Source organism: Novosphingobium resinovorum (genome assembly GCF_001742225.1).
Classification (GTDB): Bacteria; Pseudomonadota; Alphaproteobacteria; order Sphingomonadales; family Sphingomonadaceae; genus Novosphingobium; species Novosphingobium resinovorum_A.
The window spans coordinates 74,551-92,663 of record NZ_CP017077.1; the positions used below are offsets into that span (position 1 = coordinate 74,551).

General features: G+C 63.7%; 24 protein-coding genes. 14 read left to right on the top strand and 10 right to left on the bottom strand.

Going from position 1 to position 18,113, the window contains the following annotated elements; all coding sequences use genetic code 11:
- Positions 1-142 precede the first annotated feature (142 nt).
- The 3 genes from BES08_RS25375 to BES08_RS25385 are packed head-to-tail and all read right to left on the bottom strand — an operon-like array spanning position 143 to position 2,230.
- Positions 143-1,039 (bottom strand): sigma-70 family RNA polymerase sigma factor, encoded by an 897-nt coding sequence (locus tag BES08_RS25375; RefSeq protein WP_268957477.1) that lies wholly within the window; start codon positions 1,037-1,039, stop codon positions 143-145.
- Positions 1,029-1,472: a hypothetical protein gene (locus BES08_RS25380; RefSeq protein ID WP_069709662.1), complete on the bottom strand. Its 444-nt coding sequence runs from the start codon at positions 1,470-1,472 to the stop codon at positions 1,029-1,031. Before BES08_RS25380 ends, BES08_RS25375 begins: the two co-directional genes overlap by 11 nt.
- Positions 1,469-2,230: an SDR family oxidoreductase gene (locus BES08_RS25385; protein WP_069710170.1), complete on the bottom strand. Its 762-nt coding sequence runs from the start codon at positions 2,228-2,230 to the stop codon at positions 1,469-1,471. Before BES08_RS25385 ends, BES08_RS25380 begins: the two co-directional genes overlap by 4 nt.
- A gap of 171 nt (positions 2,231-2,401) precedes the next feature.
- Between BES08_RS25385 and BES08_RS25390 the strand changes: the two genes are divergently transcribed.
- Complete coding sequence (locus BES08_RS25390; protein ID WP_197524548.1) at positions 2,402-2,857, top strand: carboxymuconolactone decarboxylase family protein; 456 nt, start codon at positions 2,402-2,404, stop codon at positions 2,855-2,857.
- Positions 2,858-3,060: 203 nt separating this feature from the next.
- Here the strand turns inward: BES08_RS25390 and BES08_RS25395 are convergent, their stop codons facing one another.
- On the bottom strand, positions 3,061-3,972 hold the full coding sequence (locus BES08_RS25395) for a LysR family transcriptional regulator (protein WP_069709663.1): 912 nt from the start codon (positions 3,970-3,972) through the stop codon (positions 3,061-3,063).
- Positions 3,973-4,068: 96 nt separating this feature from the next.
- On the opposite strand from BES08_RS25395, the gene BES08_RS25400 reads away from it, so the two are divergent.
- Together BES08_RS25400 and BES08_RS25405 are read left to right on the top strand one after the other, a co-directional pair.
- Entirely contained in the window at positions 4,069-4,398 is a 330-nt protein-coding gene (locus BES08_RS25400; RefSeq protein ID WP_069710172.1) for a nuclear transport factor 2 family protein, read from the top strand.
- On the top strand, positions 4,395-5,183 hold the full coding sequence (locus BES08_RS25405) for an SDR family oxidoreductase (RefSeq protein ID WP_069709664.1): 789 nt from the start codon (positions 4,395-4,397) through the stop codon (positions 5,181-5,183). The genes BES08_RS25400 and BES08_RS25405 overlap by 4 nt, the downstream gene beginning before the upstream one ends.
- Before the next feature lie 376 nt (positions 5,184-5,559).
- Here BES08_RS25405 and BES08_RS25410 read toward each other — a convergent pair whose 3' ends face one another.
- The gene (locus BES08_RS25410; protein ID WP_069709665.1) at positions 5,560-6,453 is read right to left on the bottom strand and encodes an AraC family transcriptional regulator; all 894 of its coding nucleotides are present in this window, start codon (positions 6,451-6,453) and stop codon (positions 5,560-5,562) included.
- 128 nt (positions 6,454-6,581) lie between these two features.
- On the opposite strand from BES08_RS25410, the gene BES08_RS25415 reads away from it, so the two are divergent.
- Genes BES08_RS25415 through BES08_RS25430 form a run of 4 tightly spaced genes read left to right on the top strand, consistent with a single transcriptional unit; the run spans position 6,582 to position 9,096 of the window.
- On the top strand, positions 6,582-7,325 hold the full coding sequence (locus BES08_RS25415; protein ID WP_069709666.1) for an SDR family NAD(P)-dependent oxidoreductase: 744 nt from the start codon (positions 6,582-6,584) through the stop codon (positions 7,323-7,325).
- 10 nt (positions 7,326-7,335) lie between these two features.
- Complete coding sequence (locus tag BES08_RS25420) at positions 7,336-7,737, top strand: VOC family protein (RefSeq protein WP_069709667.1); 402 nt, start codon at positions 7,336-7,338, stop codon at positions 7,735-7,737.
- Positions 7,727-8,083 carry a nuclear transport factor 2 family protein gene (locus BES08_RS25425; protein ID WP_083274816.1) on the top strand — a complete coding sequence of 119 codons (357 nt, stop codon included), beginning with the start codon at positions 7,727-7,729 and terminating at the stop codon, positions 8,081-8,083. Before BES08_RS25420 ends, BES08_RS25425 begins: the two co-directional genes overlap by 11 nt.
- Positions 8,084-8,106: 23 nt before the next feature.
- Complete coding sequence (locus BES08_RS25430) at positions 8,107-9,096, top strand: saccharopine dehydrogenase family protein (RefSeq protein ID WP_069710174.1); 990 nt, start codon at positions 8,107-8,109, stop codon at positions 9,094-9,096.
- Between the two features lie 215 nt (positions 9,097-9,311).
- On the opposite strand, the gene BES08_RS25435 is transcribed toward BES08_RS25430, so the two are convergent.
- The 5 genes from BES08_RS25435 to BES08_RS25455 form a co-directional block, all read right to left on the bottom strand.
- Entirely contained in the window at positions 9,312-10,040 is a 729-nt protein-coding gene (locus tag BES08_RS25435) for an SDR family oxidoreductase (RefSeq protein WP_069709668.1), read from the bottom strand.
- Entirely contained in the window at positions 10,037-10,531 is a 495-nt protein-coding gene (locus BES08_RS25440; RefSeq protein ID WP_231958427.1) for a nuclear transport factor 2 family protein, read from the bottom strand. The genes BES08_RS25435 and BES08_RS25440 overlap by 4 nt, the downstream gene beginning before the upstream one ends.
- A gap of 158 nt (positions 10,532-10,689) precedes the next feature.
- The gene (locus tag BES08_RS25445; RefSeq protein ID WP_069709669.1) at positions 10,690-11,430 is read right to left on the bottom strand and encodes an SDR family NAD(P)-dependent oxidoreductase; all 741 of its coding nucleotides are present in this window, start codon (positions 11,428-11,430) and stop codon (positions 10,690-10,692) included.
- 111 nt (positions 11,431-11,541) lie between these two features.
- A complete protein-coding gene (locus tag BES08_RS25450) occupies positions 11,542-11,934 on the bottom strand; it encodes a VOC family protein (RefSeq protein ID WP_069710175.1) in 393 nt (130 codons plus the stop codon).
- Positions 11,935-11,948: 14 nt separating this feature from the next.
- Positions 11,949-12,677: an SDR family NAD(P)-dependent oxidoreductase gene (locus BES08_RS25455; RefSeq protein ID WP_420873473.1), complete on the bottom strand. Its 729-nt coding sequence runs from the start codon at positions 12,675-12,677 to the stop codon at positions 11,949-11,951.
- A gap of 123 nt (positions 12,678-12,800) precedes the next feature.
- Between BES08_RS25455 and BES08_RS25460 the strand changes: the two genes are divergently transcribed.
- The 7 genes from BES08_RS25460 to arsH all read left to right on the top strand — a co-directional run bounded on the left by BES08_RS25460 (position 12,801) and on the right by arsH (position 17,778).
- Positions 12,801-13,394: a TetR/AcrR family transcriptional regulator gene (locus BES08_RS25460; protein ID WP_069709671.1), complete on the top strand. Its 594-nt coding sequence runs from the start codon at positions 12,801-12,803 to the stop codon at positions 13,392-13,394.
- A gap of 188 nt (positions 13,395-13,582) precedes the next feature.
- Positions 13,583-14,581 (top strand): zinc-dependent alcohol dehydrogenase family protein, encoded by a 999-nt coding sequence (locus BES08_RS25465; RefSeq protein ID WP_069709672.1) that lies wholly within the window; start codon positions 13,583-13,585, stop codon positions 14,579-14,581.
- A gap of 198 nt (positions 14,582-14,779) precedes the next feature.
- Positions 14,780-15,112: an ArsR/SmtB family transcription factor gene (locus tag BES08_RS25470; protein WP_069709673.1), complete on the top strand. Its 333-nt coding sequence runs from the start codon at positions 14,780-14,782 to the stop codon at positions 15,110-15,112.
- Positions 15,113-15,120: 8 nt separating this feature from the next.
- On the top strand, positions 15,121-15,552 hold the full coding sequence (arsC, locus tag BES08_RS25475) for an arsenate reductase (glutaredoxin) (protein ID WP_069709674.1): 432 nt from the start codon (positions 15,121-15,123) through the stop codon (positions 15,550-15,552).
- The gene (gene arsB / locus BES08_RS25480) at positions 15,549-16,610 is read left to right on the top strand and encodes an ACR3 family arsenite efflux transporter (RefSeq protein ID WP_069709675.1); all 1,062 of its coding nucleotides are present in this window, start codon (positions 15,549-15,551) and stop codon (positions 16,608-16,610) included. Before arsC ends, arsB begins: the two co-directional genes overlap by 4 nt.
- Positions 16,607-17,041, top strand: a complete 435-nt coding sequence (locus tag BES08_RS25485; RefSeq protein ID WP_069709676.1) for a GNAT family N-acetyltransferase — start codon at positions 16,607-16,609, stop codon at positions 17,039-17,041. Before arsB ends, BES08_RS25485 begins: the two co-directional genes overlap by 4 nt.
- A complete protein-coding gene (gene arsH, locus BES08_RS25490) occupies positions 17,038-17,778 on the top strand; it encodes an arsenical resistance protein ArsH (protein ID WP_069709677.1) in 741 nt (246 codons plus the stop codon). Before BES08_RS25485 ends, arsH begins: the two co-directional genes overlap by 4 nt.
- The last annotated feature ends 335 nt before the right edge of the window (positions 17,779-18,113 follow it).

Below are 18,113 nucleotides of genomic sequence, written 5' to 3' on the forward strand. Positions count from 1 at the left end.
ACGCCCGTCATGTGCTGTCCGTCCGGCAAAGCGAACGGCAGATTACGGTTGAAGCCGAGGCTTCCAGATTCCCCTCGGAATGACCGCTTCGTCCCACGACGCGGCGTTCCGCGTCCGACAGCACGCGACCAATTCACGACCTTCAGTGGCTGTGCTGAGGATGACCGTCTGTGCCGAAAGCTGCCACCACATGGCGGAGCTTGTCAGGATTACGAACTATATAGATCCCCATGATGCGGCCGTCGCGCACTTCAAGCGCAGTGGTCTGGAGCACGTCGCCCCGATCGATACTGATGTAGCCGGGCAGGCCGTTAATGGTCGCGGTGCGTAGCAGCGTCGGCGCTGACGAGTACTTCCGACGCAGCCCGGCGAACAAGCGAAGCGCTCGGTCGATCCCACGCACCACATTGCGAAAAGCGATGACCTTGCCGCCGCCATCGGAATGGATCTCGACGTCGCGAGCCAGCAGTGCCGACAATGCGACCGTGTCACCGTCGCGGGCAGCAGAAAAGAAGGCTCGCGCGATCTGATCGGCCTCCGTCGCCTTTAAGGTGAAACGTGGCCGCGCATGCTGCACGTGCTTGCGCGCGCGCGAGGCAAGCTGTCGCACGGCTGCTGGCTCGCGCCCCAATGTCGTCGCGACATCGGTCAGCGCCATGTCGAACACGTCGTGGAGCAGAAAGGCGGCACGCTCCAGCGGGGACAGGCGCTCCATGGCGAGCATCAGAGTGAGCGTCACGTCATCGGCGATCGCCTCCTCCGACTCGGTCGTGCCCATGAGCGGTTCGGGCAGCCAGGCCCCGACGTAGGTCTCCCGGCGCGCGCGGGCCGACTTGAGCTGGTCGAGGCAGAGACGCGTGACAATGCGGGTCAGATACGCCGCCGGCGTGTCAACGTTCTCCGCCCTTGCCGCCCATCGCAGCCAGGCCTCCTGCACGACATCCTCCGCCTCGCTGACCGATCCGAGCATCCGATATCCAAGACGCAGCAGTCTTGGCCGCTCGGCCTCGAAATCAGCGAGGCGTCCGTCACTGGGCAGCACGGGGGTCCTCCACTGGATGCGACCGACGACTGCCGCCTGCCGCATCGCGCCACGCCCACAGGGCGAGAACGGCCGTCAGTATAGCCGGAAGGGTCACTGCGGGAAAATCCTGGAGCAGCGCGCCCGTCCCGCAGATGCCCACAGCCACCTCCCAGAAATGGAACAGCGCGTGGCCCCCAAGCCAGAGCGCAGCGAGGGACCACAGCGTAACGCGTGTCGCCGGCCGCGCGGCACCGGTCAGCATCGCGATACCGACTAGAAGGAAGATCAGCCCGATGTCGCGCAGAAAGTGCTGGTTGAACGAGCCGGTGGTGGTGACGCCCGGGACCGCGAAGTACCAGTTCGCAGGCGAGATCAGCATGAACAAGCCATTGGCTATGGCCCCGAGACCAAGCGCTACGGCCAGCGCGATAGCAAGGCGCCTGTTCATGCCGCCTGCCCCTGCAAATGAGCGGCAAGCCACGCATCAAAACGCGTAGGCGCGATCCGAGCGTCCTCTCCAGGCACCAGCGTGTGGTCGTCGGCGGGGGCGCCGAAATAGTTGCGATCGTCGGTGACGACGATCCGGCGCGGATCATCTCGCGCGCCAAGCCAGCTGGCGGTGAATTCCGCGAGCGGCGCGCGCTCGGGTCCCGCGACTTCGACAATGCCATCTGTCGGAACAGCCGTGGCTATTTCGGCAAGCAGGGCCGAGATGTCGGAGGCGGCGACCGGCTGTAGCGCAATGCCCGGCAAGTGCGCGACGTCGCCCTGCGTATAGCCGTCCGCGATGGTCGACAGAAATTCGAAGAACTGGGTGGCCCGCACGATCGTGTAGGGAACGCCGCCAGCGGCGATCAGCTGTTCCTGCGCTAGCTTGGCACGAAAATAGCCCGAGGCTTGAAGGCGATCCGTGCCGACGACCGAGAGCGCCACGAAGTGGCCCACCCCTGCATCGCGGGCCGCTTCCAGCAGGTTCGCCGTGGTGCCGCGAAAGAAGGCGAGAGCGGCCGCATCCTCGAACGAGGGGGCATTGCTGACATCTACCACGACGGCGGCATCTGTCAGTGCTTGTGCGAGGCCCGCGCCGGACAGCGCGTCGATGCCAGTACTGGGTGAAGCGGCGACGACCTCATGACTCTCGGCCCTAAGCAGTCCTACGAGGGACCGACCGATCAGTCCCGTGCCGCCGATAATAACGATCTTCATGTCCATGTCTCCGATGCAAGTGACTGCCTGCATGACGAGATGGCCGCCTCCGGTGTGACATGGGACGCAGGCGGAAACGAAAAATATCTGCGTCATAATGTCACGATGCACCGGCGGACCTCGTCAAGTCAGCAAGCGCCGATGCTCGGCGCCGATTACGAGGAAAGCAGCATGACCGAGATGAAGCGTTTGAACTGGTCGGAAATCGCGCCCGAGGGCGCGAAGGCTCTGTTCGGTATCCATCATTATGTGACCACGAAGACTGAGCTTCCTGAAGAGCTGATCCATCTGATCTTTCTACGAGTGTCGCAAATCAACGGCTGCGCCCATTGCATCGATATGCACACCCGTGATCTCCTCAAGACCATTGCGATCGACAAGGTCTCGCTGGTGCCCGTCTGGGCGGAGGTGCCGCACCTGTTTTCTGACCAGTATCGAGCAGCGCTGGCCTGGGCAGAGGAAGTGACCAATGTCAGCACGACCCATGCTTCAGACGAAGCCTATGCCGCCGCTGCCGCCGCCTTTGCTGACAAGGACTTGGTCGATCTCACGCTAGCGATCGCGGCAATGAACGCGTTCAATCGCCTCGGCTCGCCATTCCGCCTTCCGGTCGCCGCGAAGCCATAAGCTCGCGAAAGGGGGAGCATAGCTTTGCTTCCCCTTTCGGCGGCACGCGACCAAACCTCCTATCCCTACCGATATGGTCGGCTCTCAGCGGAATAGCCGCCGCGTACCTACCTTCGCATTGCCGCCGAGCGTGTTCGCTGGCGTCCGCCATTGTTACTTCATCAAACTGCCTAACAGCATAGGCGCCGCGCTCATCACTGGGCTTAAGGCTGCGTGAGCCGTCCAGCGGCGAAATCGCGGGCGAGCGCAATAAACGCTTGGAAGGCGGCGGACGAATTGCGCCGATTGGGATAATAGAGACACAGTGGCGGGAGCGGCGGGGTCCAGTCTTCGAGGAGGCGAATGAGCCGTCCCGCCGCGATGTCCTCGCGGACATCGGTTTCCATGAAATATCCAATCCCGACGCCGTTCATTACTGCGATCCGCGAGAGTGAGGCTTCATCCAGCGTGATCGGCCCTTCGACGTCGATCTGTAGTTCCTCGCCGTCTTTCTCGAAGCGCCATTGGAATAAGGCTCCGTTTGGAAGCCGGATCCGCAGACAGGGGTAGCCGAGCAGTTCCTGCGGCACTTGGGGGATAGCTCTGCCTCCGAAGAACGAAGGGGATGCCGCCACCGCCATGCGTCGCATCTGGCCTAGCGGGATGGCGATCGCGTCGCTTGGCACCAGATCCGCGCTGCGTACCCCCAGATCGAAGCCCGCTGCCACAACGTCGACGAGCCGTCCCTCGGTGATGAGGTCGATATGAACCTGCGGATAGCGCTGCAGGTAGCTGAGCACCAGGGGCGCCATGATCTCGCGTGCCGCCGTCGCGAAGGCATTGATGCGCAAGGTGCCTGATGGCGTCTCCTGCTGAGAGCGCGCCGTGTTCATCGCTTTCTGAATGTCCTCGAGCGCTGGCTTGATCTGCGCGACGAAGATGCGCCCCGCATAAGTCAGCGAAACGCTACGCGTTGTGCGATTAAACAGTCGCACGGCAAGCTCCCGCTCGAGCTTGCCCACCGCGTTGCTGATGGCGGTGGTCGACATGCCGAGATCAAGCGCCGCCGAGCGGAACGAGCCGCGCCGGACGATGGCGAGGACCGCCTCCAACTCGATCAGTGAATGGCGTATCATTATCCCGATTTTCGTTACACGCTATCGCAATTTGTCTCGATTATCAGGCGAAAAGTCCATCACTAAGTATGCCTCATCACCATTGAGGAGATGATCATGCCATTGGACCTTCCCAAGCCGATTGCCGACTACGTCGAGGCAAATGCCCGCCTCGATCTGGACGGCATGTTGAAGCCGTTGCTGCGCGAGGCCCTCTTCATCGACAACGGCAAACATTACGAGGGACAGGCTGCAATCCGCCATCTGCTCGAAGAAGAAGTCATCCCGGTGAAGGCCATATTCACGCCCGATACCATCCGGGAAGAAGGCGGCGATGTCGTGGTAGAGGGTCCCGCTCACGGTGACTTTCCGGGCAGCCCGCTCCGGTTCACCTATCGCTTCACGCTGGTGAGCGGCGCCATCAAGACGCTGAAGGTGACGGTATGATCGTCAGAGCGGATCCCACCGAGTTCGCCGGCAAGCGCGTGCTCGTCAGCGGCGGCACCAAGGGTCTCGGCCGCGCGACCGTCGAACGCTTCCTTGCCGGCGGCGCGCGCGTCATCGCCGCGTCCCGAACGATCCGGAACCCGATCGATGCCGTCGAATATGTCGAGGCGGACCTGACCACGCCGGAGGGCAGCGAAACGCTGGCTAGGGCAGCGATCGATCGACTGGGCGGAATCGACATCGTGGCGCACGTCGTCGGTGGCTCGGCTTCGCCCGCGGGTGGCTTTGCCGCGCTGACGGACGAGCACTGGCTTGCCGAGTTGAACCTCAATCTGCTGGCGACCGTCCGGCTCGACCGTCTGCTGATCCCGCAGATGCTCGAACAGGGCAAGGGCGTCGTGGTGCACGTCACTTCGATCCAGTCCGTCCTGCCGCTGCCCGAATCCACGACCGGCTATGCCGCCGCCAAAGCTGCCCTCAGGACGTACAGCAAGTCGATCTCGAAGGAAGTCGGTCCCAAGGGTGTGCGGGTCAACGCCGTTTCACCTGGCTGGATCATGACCGAAGCCACCGGAGACTTTCTCCAAATGCTTCAGGCAGCCAACGGCGGCACCATCGAGGACGCGCGGCAGGCCGTGCTCGACGCCCTGGGCGGGATACCGATCGGCCGGGGAGCACAGCCCGATGAGGTGGCCGACCTCATCGCCTACCTTGCCGCCGATCGGGCTGCCGCGATCCATGGCGCAGAGTTCGTCATCGACGGTGGGACCATCCGGACTGTCTGAGGCCGGCGCTCGTCCGCAAAGAAGCCGCTCGAAAAACGCTGACCGGCAGCTTCTGACAGGAGCCGCTGGTCGGCCTGTCTCACGTGGACAGCAGATCTGTCCCACGACCGTCGGGCAGCAGGGACCAATCCAAGTCGTCCGTAGAACGAGGCGCCAACGACCGGTTTGCCTCGAACCGGCCATTCGCCTGGTCTGAGGGTCTCGCTCGGTAGCAATTCGGTGCGACAGGCGAATAGCTGACTCAATGACGTTTACTGCGCATGTTACTCGGACGAGTTTCTGAACGCTGATCGACGGCGACAGCCCGCCTTAGCCGATGGTTTGCCGACGTGCAGCAAACGGCCGTTTGATGAACATCTTTGCGAACGAGACTTGATCAGGATGTCGCCAGACGGAGACTTTTTACTATCCGCGATGTGTCTTTCGACGGCGGTAGGCCAAAGAAGCGGGAATACTCACGGCTGAACTGAGTCGCGCTCTCGTATCCAACGCCGAATGCAACCGAAGTGGCGTTCCCCTCACCGTTCATCAGCATTGATCGGGCATGCAGCAGCCTTATTCGCTTCTGGTATTGCAGGGGGCTGAGCGCAGTCACCGCCTTGAAGTGGCGATGGAATGCGGACACGCTCAGCGCCACCATTTCGGCTAAAGCCTCCACGCGCAGCGGGGCCGCGAAGTTCAGCCTGATCCAGCGGATAGCGTTGCCGATACGGGCGAGCGCGGTTCCTGGCGCCGCGATGTCCCGCAGCATCCATCCGTGCGGGCCCTGGAGGACGCGGTAGAGCAGCTCCCGTTCGTACGCGGGTGCGAGCGCGGCGACATCTTCGGGCCGCTCAATAAGACGCAGCATGCGAACCCAGGCATCAAGCAAATCCGCTGTCACTGGCGCGACCGAAAAGCCCGGGCTGTAGAGCGCCCCTCCGGCAGGTTTGGGCAGGTCGGCCAGCAGGTCGGCGACGATCGCCGGCTCGAGCGTCAGGCTGATCGCGAGGTACGGCTCACCCCGTTCCGACGGATGCACCGCGCCAACCGCGGGCAGATCGACCGACATGACAAAATAAGTCGCCGGATCGTAGCGGAGCGATCGATCTCCGACCGTCATCGTCTTGGAGCCGGTGAGGATGAGGTTGATCATCGGATCGTACACGGCTGCAAGGTCGTGTTCCGGGATTTCTCCCTGCACCATCGCGATGCGGGGGATGCCCGTCTCGGTACGCCGGTTCTCGGCTCCGGCGGCCAGCCTGCGCAATTCTTCCAGATGCTCGATCATGGATCGCTGCCTCTCACGTCCCGACATTAGCGCCAAGTCATAAGCAGAATCAGGCAAAAATCGAGGAGAATTGGGTGAGCAGCGGCGGACGCCCGGTCGTACTCCGGAACCGAGATCTGGAGGCACGCATGAAAGTCGTCATCATCACTGGAGGCAGCCGGGGGATCGGCGCCAGCACCGCCCGGCAGTGCGCCATGCAAGGCATGGGCGTCATGATAACCTACAACAGCAACCCGGAAGCCGCAGCGTCGGTCGTGGAAGGGATCGAGGCGGAAGGCGGACGGGCTGCGGCCCTGCGGCTCGACGTTGCCGACATCGCATCGTTCGCCTCCTTTGCCGAAGAGGTCCGTACTACGCTCGCAAGCAAGTGGAAGCGCACCGACTTCGACGCGCTCGTCAACAACGCCGGCTTCGGGATCTACAATCCGATTGCGACGGTGACCGAGGCGGAGTTCGACGGGCTATTCGCCGTCCACCTCAAGGGACCGTTCTTCCTTACTCAGGCCCTTCTGCCGGTCATCGCGGACGGCGGACACATCGTGAACCTTTCAAGCGCCACGGCCCGGGTCGCGACCGCAGGCGTCGCTCCATACGCCAGCCTGAAGGGCGGCCTCGAGGTGCTGACCCGCTACATGGCCAAGGAATTCGGTGAACGCCGCATCCGGGCCAATTCGATAGCTCCCGGTGCGATCCGGACCGAACTGGGCGGCGGGCTCAACGACGAATTCGAAGCGCTGCTCGCCAGGCAGACAGCGCTCCGCCGGGTGGGTGAGCCGGACGATGTCGGCGAGGCGATCGCCGGGCTCCTTTCGGACGGCAGCCGCTGGGTCAACGCGCAGAACATCGAGGTGGCCGGCGGCTACATCATCTGAGGAAACGCACATGCTCGATCACATCTTCCTCACCGTGAGCGACACGGATCGCTCCATTGCCTTCTACGAACGGGTGCTGCCCGTGCTCGGGATCACCGCACGTGGCGACTATGACGGGGAGGACGGACCTCCCGGCCATCCCGACCTGAAGGGCTTCGGCGCCAAGGGCCGCATGTTCTTCTGGCTTCGGCATGGCGTCGCCGCAGCGGGCGCGGTGCATGTCGGCCTGGTCGCCGACTCCGAGGCGATGGTGGACCAGGCGCATGCCGCCGCGATGGCCGCAGGGGCCAGCCAGATCCACCCGCCGGGGCCGCAGCTCCACTACGATCCGCGCTACTATGCGGCGCAGGTTCGGGACCCGGACGGCTACAGCCTCGAGTTCGTCTTCAAGAGCTGGCAGCATGATGACTGAGGCCGATCACACAGGCGACCTGCGACCGATCGCAGACGCGCTGATCGCAGCGACCAACGCGTTCGACGTCGAGGCCGCGTTGGCGCTGTTCGCGGCCGAAGCCTTGATCGACGATCCCTCAACCGGCGAGCGCTTCGACGGGAAGGCCGGCGTACGCGAGTACGTAGAACGCTTCTTCGTCGGCTACCGGACAGTCACTCGGCTGCTCTCGTTCACGAGCGCCGGCGAGCGCAAGGCGCGGCTGCGCGTCGATTTCACCGGCGATTTCGGACACGAGATCGGCCTGCTGGAGATCGTCACCGATCCCACAGGGCTGATCGTCCGCATCGACGCCGACCTCGAATGATCCAGAAGAAAGCGACCGATACGATGAACAGGCTCATGATCTATGGAGCGGCCGGCTACACCGGTCGCATGGCGGCCGCGAACGCGAAGGCGGCCGGTGTCGACGTGGTCCTCGCGGGCAGGCCGCAGGACGAGGAGAAGCTGGTCACGCTGGCCGCGAAGACGGACGCCGAGTACCGGCTGTTCGCGGTGGACGACAGGCCGGCAAGAGAAAGGGCACTCACCGGTGTCGCCGTGCTGCTCAACTGCGCGGGACCGTTCATGCGGACGGCGGAGCCGCTGATGCAGGCCTGCCTGGCCTCCGGCACGCATTATCTCGACATCGCGGCCGAACTGGACAGCTATCGCCTGGCCGAGCGGTACGATCAGGACGCCCAGGCCGCTGGCGTCATGCTGCTACCGGGCAGCGGCGGAAGCGTCGCGATGCTCGGGTGCCTTGCCGGGCATGCCGCCAAGCGGGTGGCAAATCCCACGAAACTGAGCATCGCTCTCCATGTGGCAGGCGGCTTCTCCCGGGGATCGGCCGTCAGCGCGAGCGAGAACGTGACGACCGAGACGCTCCAGAGGGTGGACGGGGCACTCGTCGGCCGCGCGGCCGACGAACTCCGCTCGTTCGACTTCGGCAACGGGCCGGCCATGTCCTTTCCGGTCACCCTCCCAGAATTGATCACGATCTGGCGGGCAACCGGTATCCCGAACATCGAGACGTACGTGCACGTGACCGAAGGCGCTTTCCCGGAGGGCGATCTCGCGGCCATGCCAGATGGCCCCACGCTCGAGCAGCGCGAAGCCAACCGTTACCATGCGGCGGTCGAAGTCACGGGGGAGGACGGCACCGTCGTCCGCTCCATTCTCGATACGGTGAACGGCTACACGTTCACGACGCTCGCCGCGGCGGAGGCGGCGCGACGCGTGGTAGACGGAGAAGCCCAGCCGGGCTTCCAGACTCCTGCCGGGCTGTTCGGCGATGGCTTCGCCGAGACGATCGCCGACACGACGATCGTCGACGCGTGATCGTCAGCACACGTTGCTTGTCCTCGCGATCGGAGGAATCCCTGGCTCTGGGCGGCACGATGCGCTGCCCAGGGCCGATCGTGGATGGACATAACGACACCCAGCATCTGTTCTAGCGTCGACCCGCGCCCGATCGACGATACGGACGCCGCCATGTACAATCAGCAGCAGATTCGACGCGGATCGTAGCTTGGGGTTCCGTGCCAACTCGTTGCTCACCAAGGCTGGCGACCGTCACTTCCGAAAAAGCCGCCGGTCGGACCGTCCTTGTCGATCAGGGCCATCCTGATCGCAGGTTCGGCGCCTTCTTCCGGTGTCAAAAAGCCCGAGTTGCCGTTGAGGTCGGTTCGAACGTTGCCTGGCTCGACCGCATTGACCTTGATGCCGAACGGCTCGAACTCCTTGGCGAAGGAGACCGTCACGGCGTTCAGCGCTACCTTCGATGACGTGTAGGCGAGAAGGTTGACGGTCGAGAACAGCGAGGCCGGATCGGTGATGAGGGTCAGTGAACCCAAGCCGCTGCTCATGTTCACTATCCGTCCGTCCTCGGCGGCCCTCAGGAGAGGGGCGAAGGCCTGCGTCACCCGGATGGGGCCGAAGACGTTTACTTCGTAGGTGGCCTTCACGTCATCCATGCCGAGCTCGCTCGGCGGGGTCTGGAGATCAAGCACCATGCCTGCATTGTTCACGAGGACATGAAGGGCGTCGATCTCATGTCCGAGCGTCTCGGCTGCGCGACGAACGCTCGCGTCATCGGCCACGTCGATCTCCACGAAACGGACGTCGAGGCCCTCGCCGCGTAGGGACTTCACCGCCTCCTCGCCTCGGGAATGGTCGCGTGCGCCCATCCATACCGAGAGGCCGGCCGAGGCGAGGCCCTTCGCGATGGCACGTCCGAGGCCCTTGTTCGCGCCGGTCACCAGCGCCTGGCGCTTGTCGGTCATCGCTGCCTCACTCCGCCGCGATTTCGGCCGGGGCGGCTGCGTGCTTGCTGATGTCGCCGAACAGGCGGGGCTCGATTTCGCGCGATGCGAAGCGCCATTCCCCGTCGTGATGCTCGAAGGTGTCGAATGTAGCGGCCGGTCACGATCGGCTGCAGCGGCAGGCCAGGCAACTCCTGGTGGACGGTGAAGTAGCAGAACGAACTGGCGGCCGTCGCGGAGGCGACGTCGATAAGCACGTTCGAGACCGAGTGCCAGGTCCGGGGCGTGTCATCGACATGGTACTGGAGGTTGTTCCGCAGGAACTGCGCGATGCTGTTGCGTCCCTCCACGATCGTACCGGCGATGTTGAACTTGGCAGCCGCCAGCAGCTCGGCATTCGCATCGACTTTCCCGTAGTCGAGATTGTGGACATATGCTGCAAGCAGACGGCGAACCTCGCTCTCGATGACGAGTTTGTCGATGGCGCTGAGGCAGGTAGCATCGGTAGACATGCTATTTCCTTCATGTTGATTTCGATGTGGCGTTCACGATCGGTGAGGTGCCATCCGTGCCCCCGGCCTGAGGGGACGGGCCGACGGCACGCAGGCTATGATCGCGGGGGGCGAGCGCGATCACGGCAGCTCGGTTGATCGGGGACAAGGATGGTCGATCAGACCTGCGAAGCGCCCCCATCGGCGAACAGTTCGGTGCCGTTGATGTAGCTGGCGGCCTCACTGCCCAGGAAGGCGACCGCGCGCGCGATCTCCTCCGGGCGACCGATACGGCCAATCGTGCTGCGATCGGCAAGGTAGGCCAGCGCCTCGTCGGCCTGCTCGCCGAGGAAGGAACGCAGCGAGGCGGTGTCCACCGGGCCGGGGCTTACGATGTTGATGCGAACGCCCGATCCCTTGATCTCCGTCACCCAGCCACGAACCATCGCGCGCAACGCCGCTTTGGTGCCGCCGTAGACGCTGAGGCCCGGACCTGGCTGGATCGAGGACGTCGATCCCACGATGACGATCGCGCCGCCCTCGCCCATAAGCGGCAGCGCCTTCTGGACGCAGAAGGTCACGCCTTTCACGTTGCTATCGAATGCGCGGTCGAAATGATCTTCGGTGATTGCGTCGAGCGGTACGATTTCGCCAGCGCCGGCATTGGCGACAAGCAGGTGGAGGCGACCGTACCTCTGCTTAACATGGGCATAGAGCGCGTCGAGGTCGGCGAGGTTCGACATCTCGGCCTGCACGCCTTCGGCTCCGCTTCCGAGCATCGCAACTGCCTCGTCGAGCTTTTCACGGTTGCGCCCGGTGATGATGACGGTGGCATTCTGCGATACGAGTTCCTGCGCGACAGCGAGCCCGATGCCCGACGTACCGCCCGTCACGATGACAACCTTATCGGCGAACGACATGGTGAGTTCCTTTATCGATGAGTGGCAGCGCCAATTCTGTCGGCGCGTCGCTGCTGAAATCGTGCGTGGGCGCGGGGACCCGACGCCGGTCCATAGCCGTGCGGACCCGACCTACTCGGTCTGGCAGACGGCCTCGATGTTGTTGCCGTCGGGGTCGAGCACATAGGCGGCGTAGTAGTGCGGGTGGTATCGTTCGCGGACGCCCGGCGCACCGTTGTCGCGTCCACCATGGGCCAGCGCCATTTCGTGGAATGCATCGACGGCCGTCCTGTCGCGAGCGGTGAAAGCGACATGGCTGGGCAGGCGGCTGCCGGTCTCCTCGTGGAACCACAGGCTCGGATATCCATCCCGCCCGAACCCATGTCGCGCGCCCCCATGGGCGGTGCGCGCCGGATCGATGCTGACGACCCGCGACAGCCCGAGCGGCCTCAACGCCGCTTCGTAGAAGCGCCGGGACGCCTCGGCGTCGGCAACGGAAAGTTCGATGTGGTCGATGACGCTCATGGCCGGATCTTCCTTCATGCCTGGGACGCTCCGCCGTCGGCGAAGAGCTCGACACCGTTGATGTAGCTGGCGGCGTCGCTGGCCAGGAATGCCGCGACTTCTGCGATCTCCTCCGGCTCGCCGATGCGGCCCATCGGGCTCTTTTCCCGCAGGAAGGCGAGCCCCTCTTCTGCATGCTCACCGAAGCCATCCCGAAGCGACTGCGTGTTGGTCGGTCCCGGGCTGACGATGTTGATGCGGATGCCGGAGCCCTTCAGATCGCTGACCCAGCTCCTCACCAGGTTGCGCACTGCCGCCTTGGTGGCGCCGTAGATGCTCATCGAGGGACCCGGGTCGATCGAGGACGTGGAGCCGACGACAACGATGGACGAACCCGGCCTGAGCAGTGGCAACGCTGCCTGGACGGTGAAGACGATGCCCTTTACGTTGGTGTCGAACTGCTGGTCGTAAGCCGCCTCGGTGATCTGCCCCAGAGGTGCGTGGACACCCCCGCCTGCATTGGCGACCAAGGTGTCGATCCGGCCGAAGTCGATACGTATCTGCGAGAAAAGCGTCTCGAGGCTGGCGGGGCTGGAGACGTCGACGACGATACCGGATGCGTTCGCGCCCAGCTCACCCACCGCGCGATCCAACGCATCCTTCCGTCGGCCCGCGATGATCACCCGCATCCCAAGGGCAGTCATTTTCCTCGCGATCGCGAAGCCGATCCCGCTGCTGCCGCCCGTCACAAGGGCAATTTTCATATCCGTCGGCATCGCTCACTCCTGCTCATCCACGATAATAGTGATCGCTACTAGCAGTGCGCAAGGGGACGTTGCAACCATTTGTAGCAAACACTATAATCTACCTGCATCCAAGAGGGTCAGATGAGCGAGAACATCCGGAAGAGGCGCCCGAGGAGGCCGTTCGATCGGCAGCTCGGGGTCGAGAAGGCACAGCGCCTGTTTCACCAAAGGGGCTACGATGGCGTGAGCGTCGCCGATCTGACGCAGGCGCTCGAGATCAATCCGCCCAGCCTCTATGCGGCTTATGGCAGCAAGGCGGGTCTCTTCGAACATGCCCTGCGCCGCTACGCGGCGGAACACTCGCTGCCGGTTTCCGAGATCTTCGAGGGCCGTGACCTTGGCGATGCCGTGACAATGATCTTCGTCTCGGCCGCCGAGCAGTATTCCAGCGATGCCGCAGCTCGGGGCTGCCTTGTCACGGAAGGCACGCGCGCAGCCGATCCCGAGGCGCGGGCGATCGCAACCGAGATCAGCGCCGCGATGGTGTCCGCGATTGGAGAGGAAATCCGCAAGCGCGTTCCCCAAAACGGAGATGCTATCGCCGACGCGGTTGTGACCATGGTGCGCGGGCTTTCAGCCGCGGCCTACACGGGAATGGAGGCCAGTCGGCTCCGTGCTGCGGCCGAGCAAGCCGCCTTCATGTTCAAGGCTGGCCTCTCTGCGCTCATGGCTTGACCGCACCGAGAGCATGTTTGTAGTGACCACTATTATCTTGTGGCAGTTCGCCTTATCGTTTATAGCGATCACTATTAGCTCGCCGCGTGCGGGCTAAGCGTCACAGGCGCATCCATCATCGGGCAGGGCTCACCGGCATTCGTGCGCTTCGCTCGGCGTGGACTACGCGCCGCTACAGCGAGAACACCATGCACCACGTCATATTTTACGAGATCGGCGGACCGGAGGTCATGAAGGTCGAACCCCTCGATCTGCCACCCGTCGGCCCCGAGGAGGTTCGGGTCAGGATCAAGGCTATCGGGGTCAACCGGTTTGAAGCACTCTATCGGCGCAACTTCTACGTCGTTCCGGCAACGTTACCCTCGGTCCTGGGTGTCGAGGGCGTCGGGGTCGTTGTCGAGACGGGATCGCAGGTCGACGGCTATGGTGTCGGCGACCGCGTCGCCATCCTTCCCGTTCAGACGCCCTTTGTCGGATCCGGAATCTATGCAAGCCACGCCAATGTACCGGCCGCGGCACTGGTGAAGTCAATCCCTGGGACGACGGAGGTCGAGGAAGCCGCCGTCTGGATGGCAGGGCTACAGGCCTATAATCTTATTACTAAGGTGCCCGTCGGTGCCGGCGATGCCGTGTTGGTGACCGCCGGAACGTCGCCCGTCGGCAGCGCCCTCATCCAGTTTGCACGCGATATGGGGATGATGGTACTCGCCACCACCCGGACCGACGCGCGCAAGCAGGAGCTGATTGACCTGGGCGCACATCATGTCATCGCCACGGACGAGCAGGCGCTAAGTGACGTTGTCATGGAGGCAACCGGTGGCAAGGGCGTGCAGGTGGTCCTGGATACGGTCGGAGGGGCTCTGCTGGCGCAGTGCGTCGCGTGCCTTGCGGAAGGAGGCAGTCTCTTCAGCTACGGTGCCCAGACCTCGCCCGACATCACGACCGCACGTGTCAACGTACCCCTTGTGGCGCTCGACCGGCGCTCCCTCTCCTTCGTGGACCTGTTCGAATTAACCGACGTACCCGAGCGGTTCGCGGCTGCGCAGGACTACATTCGTGATGCGGTCGCGAGAGGCGTCTTCAAGCCTCGGGTGGACAGTACCTTTGGGCTGGCGGACGTGCAGGAGGCTCACCGGCGCATGGAGGACGGAGTGCTAAGCGGAAAGGTTGTCATCACTACGAGCTGATTTCGATGCCAACTTCCGGTTGACGCTGAAGCGCCTGCCGTGAGTCTCGTGGGGCGCTTCCTTTCGTATAGAAAACGTTCCTTTTTCTGGACGCCCGCTCGCGACCAGACCCGTTCTTTCGTGACCGAGCGGCCAAGGTCGGCTTCTGAAAGCTCAGACGCTTCTTGTATAAATCGATGTATCCGCTAACGTGGATATGTGGAAAACGACGCAGCTATCTCGGCCCTCGGCGCGCTCGCGCAGAGCACGCGCCTCGATGCATTCCGCCTGCTGGTCCGCCACGAGCCTGAGGGCCTGGCCGCCGGCGAGGTCGCCAAAGCGCTTGATGTGCCGCAGAACACGATGTCGGTACATCTCGCCACGCTGGCCCGAGCCGGACTGATACGGTCCGAGCGGCGCAGCCGCATCATCAACTACCGCGCCAATCTCGACCAGTTGAAGGCGCTGACCCTGTTCCTGGTGAAGGACTGTTGCGGTGGCAAGGCGGAGCTTTGCGCGCCGCTGATCGCCGAGCTTAACCCCTGCTGCTGAAGGCTGACATGACCGTCGATATCATCATCTATCACAACCCCGAGTGCGGGACGTCGCGCAACACGCTGGCGATGATCCGGAACGCTGGCATCGAGCCGCACGTCATCGAGTATCTGAAGACCCCGCCGAACCGCTCGCGCCTCGTATCGCTGATAGTGCGCATGGGCATCACGCCCCGCGCGCTGCTGCGCGAGAAGGGCACGCCTTATGCCGAGCTTGGCCTCGGCGACGCGGCGCTGGGCGACGATCAGCTCATCGACGCGATGGTCGCGCATCCGATCCTCATCAACAGGCCGATCGTCGTCTCGCCGCTTGGCGTGAAGCTGTGCCGTCCCTCGGAAGAGGTGCTGGACCTACTGCCGGCCCGGCAGCGCGGTGCGTTCACCAAGGAGGATGGCGAGAAGGTCATCGACGACGCGGGCAACAGGATCGGCGCATGACCACCGCAGCGCCGACCAGGCCGGCGATCAGCACATTCGAGCGCTATCTCAGCGTCTGGGTGGCGCTATGCATCTTGGTCGGGATTGCGCTCGGCTATGCTTTGCCGGGCCTGTTCGCCGCCATTGCCTCGGCCGAGGTGGCGCGCGTCAACCTCGTGGTGGCGGTGCTCATCTGGCTGATGATCATCCCCATGCTTCTCAAGATCGACCTCCGCGCGCTGGGTTCGGTCCGCCAGCACTGGAGGGGCGTGGGCGTCACCCTGTTCATCAACTGGGCGGTGAAGCCCTTCTCGATGGCGCTGCTCGGCACGCTGTTCCTAGGCTGGCTGTTTCGGCCTCTGCTGCCGGCAGGCGAGGTCAGCTCCTATATCGCCGGCTTGATCCTGCTGGCTGCCGCCCCCTGCACGGCAATGGTATTCGTCTGGTCCAACCTCTGCGAGGGCGAGCCGACCTACACGCTGAGCCAGGTCGCGCTGAATGACGTGATCCTGGTGTTCGCGTTCGCGCCGCTGGTCGGCCTGCTGCTTGGCGTCGCCTCGATCACGGTACCGTGGGATACGCTGCTGATCTCGGTGATGCTCTACATCGTCGTGCCGGTGATCGTCGCGCAGGTGATCCGTAGCGCCGTGATCGGATCGGGCGGACAAGCGGCACTCGACCGGCTACTAGCCTGGCTCGGGCCGGTCTCGCTGCTGGCGCTGCTCACCACGCTGCTGCTGCTGTTTGGGTTCCAGGGCGAGGCCATCATCGCCCATCCGCTTGTCATCGTGCTTATCGCGGTGCCGATCCTCATCCAGGTCTATTTCAACGCGGGGCTCGCTTACTGGCTGAGCCGCCGGTTTGGGGTGGCGTGGTGCGTGGCGGCGCCCGCGGCGCTGATCGGCGCATCCAACTTCTTCGAGCTGGCGGTCGCCGCCGCGATCAGCCTGTTCGGGCTCAACTCGGGCGCGGCGCTGGCGACCGTCGTCGGCGTGCTGGTCGAGGTGCCGGTGATGCTGTCTGTTGTCTCGATCGTGAAGCGGACGCGGCCCTGGTACGAAGCGAGAGCGAGGGCATGACGCAGATCTATTTCTCGGAAGCTCGGCACGCTGATGATGTCCTGCGGCTCGCGCTTGGCGCCGCGCAACTTCCAACCGACGATCTCGGCGGCCCCGACCAGATTTTCTTCAGCCTGTCCGACGATGAAGGGCCCATCGGGTTCATCGGTCTGGAAGGCAAAGGCGCTGACCGGCTCCTCCGCTCGCTGGTCGTGCTGCCAACCCGCCGCGGCAAAGGATATGGCCGGATGCTGGTTGAGCGCCTTGAAGAGATCGCCGATGGCGCGGTCGAGCGGCTGCACCTCCTGACCAGCGGCACCGGAGAGTTCTTTCGCAGGCTCGGTTACGCCGAAGCCGATCGTGACGCTGCGCCGGCGTTCATTGCCGCGACCGCGCAGTTCACGTCGCTGTGCGGTCCGCGCGCGACTTATCTCGTCAAGGATGTTGGATGACTCGCCTACGTGACTTGGCCGACCCCGAACATCTGCCCGCCCTCGATCGAAGCATTGCTATCACCCGGCCCGGCGCCGGCATGGGTGACGATCAGCCGCCGCCGCGCATTCTGCTGCTCTATGGCTCGCTGCGCGAGCGCTCGTTCAGCCGGCTCGCGGCCGAAGAAGCCGCTCGGCTGCTGATCCTGTTCGGCGCGGAGGTGCGGATATTTGATCCAAGTGACCTGCCGCTCCCCGATCAGGTTAAGGGCGACGATCATCCCGCCGTTCATGAGCTGCGTCAGCATGCACTTTGGTCCGAAGGCATGGTCTGGTGCAGCCCCGAACGCCACGGCCAGATCACCGGCATCATGAAGGCGCAGATCGACCATCTACCGCTGGAGTTCGGCGGCATGCGCCCGACCCAAGGTCGCACTCTCGCAGTCATGCAGGTGTCGGGCGGCTCGCAGTCGTTCAACGCGGTCAACACATTGCGCCTGCTCGGCCGCTGGATGCGCATGATCACCATCCCCAACCAGTCGAGCGTGGCGATGGCGTTCAAAGAGTTCGACGAAGCCGGCCGCATGCGCCCGTCGAGCTATTATGACCGGATCGTCGACGTGATGGAGGAACTGGTACGGTTCACGGTCTTGACCCGCCCGCACGCCGACCAGCTCGTTGAACGCTATTCCGAGCGGAAGGCCGTACAGGCGGAGCGTAACGCAGCAGCCGATCTTGCCTCGCGCGCTCTCGGCTGATGGTTCCGGAGTTGCCCGCGTCCTAGACTACGACTGACCGCTTATTCTGAAAAGTGCCATTCGGCCTAACCCGTCCGAACGGCGGCAAAGTCCCAGCCCCTGTCCATCATTGTCGACCCTTCCCGGTCATTTAGCCGCCAATTTTTCGTCCTCAGGTGCGGACTGTCCGGTAACCCGCAGATCGCGACCAACTTAAGTCGTTCACTAGACTGCCGGAACAGCGGCTCCTAACAAAACCAGACAGATGGCGCCTTTTCAAAGTTCTAATTTGGAATCGGCCATTTCGAATCCGCCAACATAGATGATGTATCGCCGCGGCGCTTTGGAATGGCAGT